Genomic DNA, 3,347 nt, shown 5'->3' on the forward strand with positions numbered 1-3,347 from the left:
GTTCTGCCAAACGACAATGATGTGGATGGCGATAAGCTGAGTATTGAATCAGCCTCTGTACCTAAAGAGCAGGGTACGGTTGAAGTGGTGGATGGAAAACTCGTTTTCACTCCTGCAGAAAACTTCAATGGCGACGCTGAAATTACCTACATCGTAACGGATGGTCAATTGACCGACGAAGCGAAAGTGGTAGTTAGCGTTAACCCAGTAAACGATGCGCCAACTATCAAAGTTGATGCCGTAGAAAGCATCACTGAAGATGCAGTGAGCACTGATACGGTAGTCGCAACCTTAACGGTTCGTGATACTGATACGCCAGAAGACCAATTAACCGTTTCTTTAGAGAACAACTCAAACGGCTACTTCGTGTTGGTTGGCAATGAAGTCAAGCTAACTCAAGCGGGTGTTGACGCGGTTAACAACGATGAACTCAACCTTAAAGACCTGACTATCAGCGCGTCAGTGTCGGATGGTGTTAATCCAACGGCTAGCGACAGTGATAGCTTGGTTGTGAATCGTGTTAACGATGCGCCAACAGTTGATAATGCCATTACAGATCAAGTGTTATCGGAAGATTTCGCGACCTACACGATTGATTTAAACGACGCATTTAAAGACAGCGACTCCGTGCTTAGCTTCTCAGTAGCCGGTAACAGCAACGTGTTGGTTTCGATTGAAAATGGCATCGCGACCATCTCACCAACCGCAGACTGGAACGGCTCAGAAATCCTAACGTTTACTGCTACCGATTCAAACGGCGAGAGCGTCAGTCAAACGGTGAACTTCACGGTAGCGCCTGTGGCGGACATCGTGGCAGACAAAGCGACGGTTGTGGAAGACACGCCAACCATCATTAACGTCTTAGGTAACGACACGTTTGACGGCGACGATAAAGTGGTGTCGCTTGATACCAGTAAAGGCCCAGCTAAAGGTACAGTCTCCGTCAACCCTGATGGCAGCGTAACTTACACGCCAAACGACAACTACCACGGTACAGACAGTTTCACCTACATCGTTACGTCAGGTGGGGTATCGGAATCCACCACGGTGAATGTCGATGTGACGCCAGTGAACGATGCGCCAATGGCGAAAGATGACACGGCAACAACACAAGAAGATACCGCTGTCACGATTGATGTTCTGCCAAACGATACTGATGTGGATGGCGACAAGCTGAGTATTGAATCAGCCTCTGTACCTAAAGAGCAGGGTACGGTTGAAGTGGTGAATGGCAAACTGGTGTTCACTCCGGCAGAAAACTTCAATGGTGATGCTGAGATCACTTACACCATCACCGACGGTGTGCTGACTGACCAAGCGAAGGTGACCGTTACCGTTAACCCAGTAAACGATGCACCAACTATCAAGGTTGATGCCGTGGAAAGCATCACTGAAGACGCAGTGAGCACTGATACGGTAGTGGCGACGTTGGAAGTCGCTGATTCTGATACGCCAGAAGACCAATTAACCGTTTCTTTAGAAAACAACTCAAACGGTTACTTCGTGTTGGTTGGCAATGAAGTCAAGCTAACTCAAGCGGGTGTTGACGCGGTTAACAACGACGAACTCAACCTTAAAGACCTAACGATCAGCGCGTCAGTATCGGATGGTGTTAATCCAACGGCTAGCGACAGTGACAGTTTGATTGTGAATCGTGTTAACGATGCACCGACTGTTGAAAATGCCATTGCAGATCAAGTGCTAGCGGAAGATTTCGATGCATACACGATCGACTTGAATGAAGCATTCAAAGATTCTGATTCCTCGCTAGAATTCTCAGTCTCTGGCAATAACAACATCCAGATCTCTATTGTGAATGGCGTTGCTACCATTACTCCGACTGCGGATTGGAATGGCAAAGAGACAATTACGTTCACAGCTAAAGACCCAAGCGGTGAAAGCGTCAGTCAAATGGTGAACTTTACGGTTGCACAAGTAGTCGACATCGAGGCAGACAGTGCGGATGTAATCGAAGACACACTAACCATCATTAACGTCTTAGGTAACGACACGTTTGACGGCGACGATAAAGTAGTGTCGCTTGATACCAGTAAAGGCCCAGCTAACGGCGCGGTCTCGGTCAACCCTGACGGAACTGTGACCTACATACCAGATGATAACTACGTCGGCAAAGATACGTTCACTTATGTCGTGACATCAGGCGGTGTGTCTGAATCCACTACCGTTGAAGTCAATGTGACGCCGGTCAACGACGCGCCAGTGGCAAAGGATGACACGGCGATTACTGACGAAGACACGCCAGTGACGATTGATGTCCTGCCAAATGACACCGATATTGATGGCGATACGCTGTCGATTGAATCGGCGTCCGTACCTGAAACACAAGGTAAGGTTGAAATTGTTGACGGCAAACTGGTGTTCACACCGGCCGAAAACTTCAATGGTGACGCCGAAATTACCTACACCGTAACGGACGGTCAATTGACCGACGAAGCGAAGGTAACCGTTACTGTAAATCCAGTAAACGATGCGCCAACCATCAAGGTCGATGCTGTAGAGAGCATCACTGAAGATGCAGTGAGCACTGATACGGTAGTGGCAACCTTAACGGTTCACGATACTGACACGCCGGAAGATGAGCTTACGGTGTTGCTAGAAAACAACTCAAACGGTTACTTCGTGTTGGTTGGCAATGAAGTCAAGCTAACTCAAGCGGGTGTTGATGCGGTTAACAACGATGAACTTAACCTTAAAGACCTGACTATCAGCGCGTCAGTGTCGGATGGTGTTAATCCAACGGTTAGCGACAGTGATAGTTTGATTGTGAATCGTGTTAATGATGCACCGATTGTTGAAAATGTCATTGCAGACCAAGTGTTATCGGAAGATTTCGATGCATACACGATCGACTTGAATGAAGTATTCAAAGATACTGATTCCTCGCTAAACTTCTCAGTGTCTGGCAACAGCAACGTGTTGGTTTCGATTGAAAATGGCATTGCGACCGTTAGCCCAACGGCAGACTGGAACGGCTCAGAAACCCTAACGTTTACTGCTACTGATCCAAGTGGTGAAAGCATTAGCCAAACGGTGAACTTCACAGTTGCGCCAGTGGCGGACATCGTGGCAGACAAAGCGACGGTTGTGGAAGACACGCCGACCATCATCAAGGTCTTAGGTAACGACACGTTCGAAGGCGACGACAAAGTGGTGTCGCTGGATACCAATAACGGCCCAGCCAACGGCACGGTCTCGGTCAACCCGGATGGCAGCGTAACCTACACGCCAAACGACAACTACCACGGTACAGACAGCTTCACCTACATCGTCACGTCCGGTGGGGTATCGGAGTCCACCACGGTGAACGTCGATGTCACACCAGTCAA

The 3,347-nt window shown here is 48.5% G+C and carries 1 protein-coding gene; it reads left to right on the forward strand.

The genetic code is table 11. The features are described 5' to 3' along the window. A partial coding sequence (locus NDJ01_RS16670) for a tandem-95 repeat protein (protein ID WP_258587017.1) occupies nt 1–3,347 on the forward strand: 3,347 nt, incomplete at both ends.

This window comes from Vibrio sp. HS-50-1, assembly GCF_024747315.1.
Classification (GTDB): domain Bacteria; phylum Pseudomonadota; class Gammaproteobacteria; order Enterobacterales; family Vibrionaceae; genus Vibrio; species Vibrio diabolicus.